The organism is Ralstonia sp. OTU4908 (assembly GCF_038440115.1).
In the GTDB taxonomy this organism is placed as follows: Bacteria; Pseudomonadota; Gammaproteobacteria; order Burkholderiales; family Burkholderiaceae; genus Ralstonia; species Ralstonia pickettii.
In genome coordinates this window covers 1-5,110 of record NZ_JASATD010000074.1, presented here as the reverse complement: position 1 = coordinate 5,110, position 5,110 = coordinate 1, and the positions used below count along the sequence as shown (strand labels likewise).

The following is a 5,110-nucleotide window of genomic DNA, read 5'->3' as shown; positions in this document are numbered from 1 at the left end:
AAAGGCGAACGACTCGCTTTCCATGCTGGGGAACTTGGGCTTGCTACCGGGCTTGCTGAAGCGGCAGCGCTGTGCCCACTTCAGGGTGGCGGGGTGAACCACGATGTTGATGCCGACGTTTGCTGATGAGATCGGCCTCATGCGCCGACCTCTGCTTGCTTCCGAATAAGCGCTTCCGCCTCGGCGCGTGTGAGGGCGCCTTCCCGCCGCCGATATTTCTCTAGCGCCAGCATCCGGTCGATGTCACTGCGCGAGGGCTGGCCGTAGGGACCGCTGGCAAAGCCGACAAAGTCATCGGCATAGGGGCGGGCGTACGGGTCGTTCGGCTCGGGTTTGCAGGCGGCTTCGATCTCGGCGGGCCACACGGGGTCGCTGCAGGTCACGAGGATGAGCCAGCGGCAGGTAGCCTCCAGCAGGCCGAAAGGCCAGAGGATGAGGTCGGACAATTGCTCGAATAGCTCAGGGAACTTGTCGCGCCGACAGATTCTGTAGCCCTCCCAGAAGGATTCGCGCGGCGCCCAGAAGCGGCGCGGCTCGGGCAAGTTGGCCGGCCCGTCTTGCATATAGCGTCGGAAGTACTCCCATTGCAGTTGAGCCTGCTTGACGGTGAAGACCATTTGCCCGAGCACGAAGGCGCGCACTACGTTGCCCTGTGCATCCAGCGTGTAATGGCGCACGTCGTACATGTCATAGGCGCGCTTGAGGCCACCAACCTTGCGCTTGCCAATGCAGAAGAACTCGTCGTTGCTCCAGGGCACCTCCCAGATGCCGTCAGGGTCCTTGGTACGAATGGCGTAGATACGGCGGGTCTTGCGGTTCAGGCGGATGGGGCGGCGCTTGAGGGTGAAGAGGTTGCGACGCATGACCTTGTAGTCGAGGGCGCCGAAGACGACGGCAACGGCCAAGCCCGTAATTGCACCCAGAATCGTCCAAAACCAATAGCCACTCTGCGCCACGACTTCAGCGCTTTGGGTAAATGGGCCGCTAATCCACATCCCACTCCAGGCCAGCGCGAGTGCTGTAAAGGCCAGAAAGAAAATTCCGCCTAGACCGATGATCTGGATTTGATCCTGAGCATCATCAATGATCTCTAGGTAAGTGGAGTCAATGCGGTATACGTTGCCTAGTTCTTCCGCCCTTTCCAGCGCAGGCTGGTCGATATAAAGTCGGTTTTGCATCTCCCATTCGCCAAGCGGCTTGCCCTTCTGCTTGGCATAGATCGACTGCGGCAAGCGCTCATCCTTGCTCGGAAACGAAATCTTGATCACTTCGGTTGCTCCTCTTCGACTCGAATCCCGAGTTGGCTGAAGGCAAACGACTCGTCTTCCATGCTGGAGAACTTGGGTTTGCCGCTGGGTGCGCTGAAGCGGCAACGTTGTGCCCACTTCAGGGTGGCGGGGTCATCTACGATGCTGATGCCTACGTTCGCTCCAAAAAGCACGACGAGGAAGGGCCAGGAAGGAAGGCTTATCCATCCCACAGCAATGGCTGCCGCCATGGCCCCGGATACAGTTGACCCACCGTAGAGATATCCAAGCGTCTGATTCCCTTTGGCAAACTCCTCTCTTGAGTGAACTGCATCCCACCCGATCCCCGCAAGCGCCCCCAAGAAACCAACAAGCCGACCTTTGCGCGCCCACCGTTGCCCTCTTTCAGCCCAATCAGCGTCCGGCATAGCCCGCATGACCCGCGCCACAAACGGATGAGTCGGTGCCTTCTCAACCAAAATGCCCGCCTGCTCCATGAGCGTGCCGGTCATGGCGACCAGCCCGCCCATCAGCTTCATGCCTGTCTCCTCTTCATCAAACTCCCCCGCTGCGCGGAAGGACTGCGTGGCATGGAACAACGCCAGGCCCTGCAAGATGACGGACACCGCGCCGATATTCACGTGCCGCGAGCCGAGCACCGCGCGCACCTGCTTGAGGCCGGGCACTTCGTGTTGATCGCGCAGTTGTAGCGAAGCCAAATCCTTGGCGGCCGCCAGATCGCGTTTGTCGTACCAGACGAGGTTGCTGTTAGCCGCCATGCGCTTGGCGCGCCTAGACACCACCACGGCTTCCTCGCGCCGGCGCGAGCGACCCAAATGCTTGTAGAGCGCGGGATTGGTGGTGTTCAGGTCATGGAGCACCGTGTGCCGGACGCTCATGACGTCGCGACTGATTCCCACTAAGCGCACGCCGCCCGCCAGGCTCAAGCCATTGAGGAACATCTTGGCCGTTTTGGTGTGTAGAGAATGGGCCAGCGCCGGAATGATCTGGTTGCCCAGCACCCAGGTCAGGCGCGGCATGAGGCCGATCTTGCTGAGCTGATCGGGCAGCGCCATGGCTTTGGAGGTCTGATCGAACTTGTCCAGAATCGCCTTGAATGTCTCCAACATGGCGGCGAGGCCCTGGTCGGTGTAGCCGGCGGCTGTCTTGATCAGTTCGTCATGGTTCAAGTGCAGTCCACGCGCCAGCAGATTGCTGGGGTTGAGCGGATTGGCCTCGTCACACCATCGCTTGACCACCCCTAGGCATTCGGCATTTCCCACGCCGTGTTCGAGGCAGCGTGCCATCGCCTCGTTGTACACGCAGCCGTGCGCAATGTCGCGCGAGTCGTGGCGGTAGGACATGTACTGCTCCAATTGGCCGCTCATCAGCCACTGCGCGTGCGACCTCGCAATCGGCGCCAGAATCGTTTCATTGAGGGCCTTCAGACGCGGCCCGTGGTCTCGATGTCGCATGCTTTTGTCCAGCACCTTCGCATACGGTTTCCATGCCGCCTCGGCAACGTCCTCCTGCTTGGTCTGACGGTCTGCCTCGCGTTCGGCATCTTCCCGCTTCCACCGTGCGGCGGTCTTTTCCGGCGAGAAGACCGCAGACAAGAACTCATACGTTGGGTACCCCTCCAGCGTTACGCCGTTGCGCTCGTTCTCCACGGCCGCGTCCTCGGCCTCCTTGGTCATATTGCGGACCGCGTTCTCGCGGATGTTGGCCTCCAGCGCATTCAGCAGCAAATCGGTCTTCTTGTCCCAGACGACACCGTCGTGCGCCTTGGGGTGCAGCACGTCATTGGAAAGCAGCGCCAGGTCTTCCGTCATCGCCAGCGGGTCATTGCATGCCAGCATGAGCGCATGTCCAGGGGAGGCGCGCTCCATTGCCAGGGAGAGGATGGCGCCGGCCGCTTCGCCAATGAGATCAAGGCGGTCACCGGCCTTGATGCGCGGCGGTGCAGACAAATGGCGAAACGCCTCGTCCTGATCCTTAGGCGGCATGGCAAACGAGGCCACATGCTTGCCGAGTTCGGTCGAGCGCGCGGCGTGGGGCTGATTGGCGCTGTCCAACCAAGCCTGCACGTTGAGCATCTGCATATGTTGAGCGCGCACCTCCGGCTTGAACTTGTTTTCATCAAGCTGCGCCGGTGTCCAGGCCACGTGGGAGTACGCATACCAGACCCGCGTTGCACGCTTTGGGTCGGGAATCGTGAAGTACATCGACATGTAACCGTGCCCGATGCCCACGCTGCAAGAGAACTCCGTTGACACTCTGGGCGGTGTCGGGCGCTCGGGGATGATCTTCCACAAATGCCCGCCGTTCACCACGAGATAGCAATCCCAGTGCAGCGTGGCCTCATGGAAGACATACAAGAAGCCCGGCCGCATGGTGCGCAGCGTGTACTGAGCACCGCCACCGAGTTGCGTGGGTGCGTGCTCGATGTGGAAGTTGCCGGCCAGGGGTGGTGCGCCTTCCTTGTCTTCTGGCCCGACCACGGCATAGCGCACGGGCAGCACGGCCAAGCCGGGCGGGCGATCGCAAAACGAGCAGCCATGCACCGGCGGGGTGAAGCGGTCTACAGTGGATTGGATGTTGGTCATGATGTTACGAACCGGTGAACTGTTTGGCAGTGCGCGCCATGATCGTCATGAGTTTCCAGTCGTCGCGCGTGAGCACAGCCAGTGCCTGGCGCAGGGACAACTCCCCACTGGCAACGGCAGGCCATACGGCTTGTAGCTTGGGCTGGTCTTCAAACGGGCGGCCGAAGGCGACCGCGTGGGTGGCGTAGGTCTGGCGATCGCTGTCGAGCGAAAGGTGCAGGGTTTCCGCGGCGTGGCGCAGTGCCCGATCAACGGCAGGGGCCTGCGAGACAGAAGGCTTGGCATTGAAGGCAACGCGTGCCAACGCACATTCGATGCACACAGCGTTTTGCACCGTGCGCCATTGCTTTGCGTCGGGCCACCACGGGCGAGGGTCGGCGTCGGTGGGCTCGGACGCCGAGGGCCGTTCCAGTTCGTACCAGTCTCCGGCCCATGCAAAGCCCCATTGCTGGCAAGGGCCGAACAGCGCTTGTAGCTGCGCTGGACGCAGCAGCCAGGCCATGTGGATGAAGACGCGCGGGTCGTAGAAGCGCCAGAGCGCACGCCCTCCCGCATGGTCGGTGCCGGTCAGGCGGGCCGCCAGATGGTCGGCGACTTCATTTGCAGGTGCGGGCCCTTGTAGCCGGGCGCAGACAAACGGTGGGTCGCCGCGTTGGGCGCTCTGCCAAGCTTGGGCCAACAATGCTTGTTGCATGTGAACCGGGGTTTCGCTCAGGTTGAGCAACACCGGCATCAGGTGGGCGTTGTCGCCGATGCCGGCCGGCAGGCATTCCAGCAGAGGCAGTTCCGATAGGTCCAGTAACGCCGGATCATGGTTGAGCAAATCCAGTATCAGAATTCCGCTGTCCCATGTTTGTGGCCAGTCTTTCGGCCTGATGTGGCTGGTTGAGAATTGGGTCATCAGCATCCTCAATGCAGCGGCACGGCACCCGCGCCGCTGGCGGCTGCGCCCTCAGCCAGGTGGGTGCAGAGCTTGGTGGTGGGCATGGCGTAGGGGGCCGCTTTGGGGCCGGTGAGCAGCTTGCTGCCCGAGTAGACCGCCCACTTGCCGGCCGACAAGTTCTCGATGCCTTCCGGTGTGATGCGAATCTCATTGCCGCCCACGTTCAAGCGGATGCCCTTCTTGCCGCTGATCTCGACCCAATCCGTCGTGGAAAGAAGGCGAAGTACCTTTTGCGCGACCAGGTTCATCGCATCCGATTGCGCTTGCACCTCGACCTTGCCCTTTGCGGAGAACAGCTTGATGCCATCGCGCTG

Annotated in this window: 4 protein-coding genes; all 4 read right to left on the bottom strand. The window is 61.6% G+C overall.

Translation table 11 applies throughout. The features are described 5' to 3' along the window. Positions 1 to 137: 137 nt before the first annotated feature. The gene (locus tag AAHM38_RS25130) at positions 138 to 1,268 is read right to left on the bottom strand and encodes a DUF6708 domain-containing protein (protein ID WP_116576925.1); all 1,131 of its coding nucleotides are present in this window, start codon (positions 1,266 to 1,268) and stop codon (positions 138 to 140) included. Then, on the bottom strand, positions 1,265 to 3,853 hold the full coding sequence (locus AAHM38_RS25125; protein ID WP_116576926.1) for a T6SS effector BTH_I2691 family protein: 2,589 nt from the start codon (positions 3,851 to 3,853) through the stop codon (positions 1,265 to 1,267). Before AAHM38_RS25125 ends, AAHM38_RS25130 begins: the two co-directional genes overlap by 4 nt. Before the next feature lie 4 nt (positions 3,854 to 3,857). Further along, positions 3,858 to 4,760: a DUF4123 domain-containing protein gene (locus AAHM38_RS25120; RefSeq protein WP_037027989.1), complete on the bottom strand. Its 903-nt coding sequence runs from the start codon at positions 4,758 to 4,760 to the stop codon at positions 3,858 to 3,860. A gap of 2 nt (positions 4,761 to 4,762) precedes the next feature. Continuing rightward, positions 4,763 to 5,110 (bottom strand): DUF2345 domain-containing protein (locus tag AAHM38_RS25115; protein WP_342234403.1); only part of this gene is annotated, 348 nt, incomplete at its 5' end.